The sequence below is a fragment of the Pantoea sp. GbtcB22 genome, from assembly GCF_019091025.1.
GTDB classification, from domain to species: Bacteria; Pseudomonadota; Gammaproteobacteria; order Enterobacterales; family Enterobacteriaceae; genus Pantoea; species Pantoea leporis.
In genome coordinates this window covers 1-242 of record NZ_JAGXKB010000679.1, presented here as the reverse complement: position 1 = coordinate 242, position 242 = coordinate 1, and the positions used below count along the sequence as shown (strand labels likewise).

The following is a 242-nucleotide window of genomic DNA, read 5'->3' as shown; positions in this document are numbered from 1 at the left end:
GCCAGCGTCATCGCCTCAACCTGTTCGTGCGTCACATAAACCATCGTGGTGTTGAAACGCTGATGCAGCGATTTGATCTCGGCGCGTAGCTCCATACGCAGCTGCGCATCGAGGTTCGCCAGCGGCTCATCGAACAGGAACACTTTGGGATTTCGCACCATCGCGCGGCCCATCGCCACGCGTTGTCGCTGTCCGCCTGACAGTGCACGCGGATAGCGTTGCAGCAGCTTATCGGTGCCAAG

General features: G+C 59.5%; 1 protein-coding gene. It reads right to left on the bottom strand.

The annotated features are described in order from the left end of the window. Window positions 1-242 (bottom strand): ATP-binding cassette domain-containing protein (locus KVT28_RS26350; protein WP_217551240.1); only part of this gene is annotated, 242 nt, incomplete at both ends.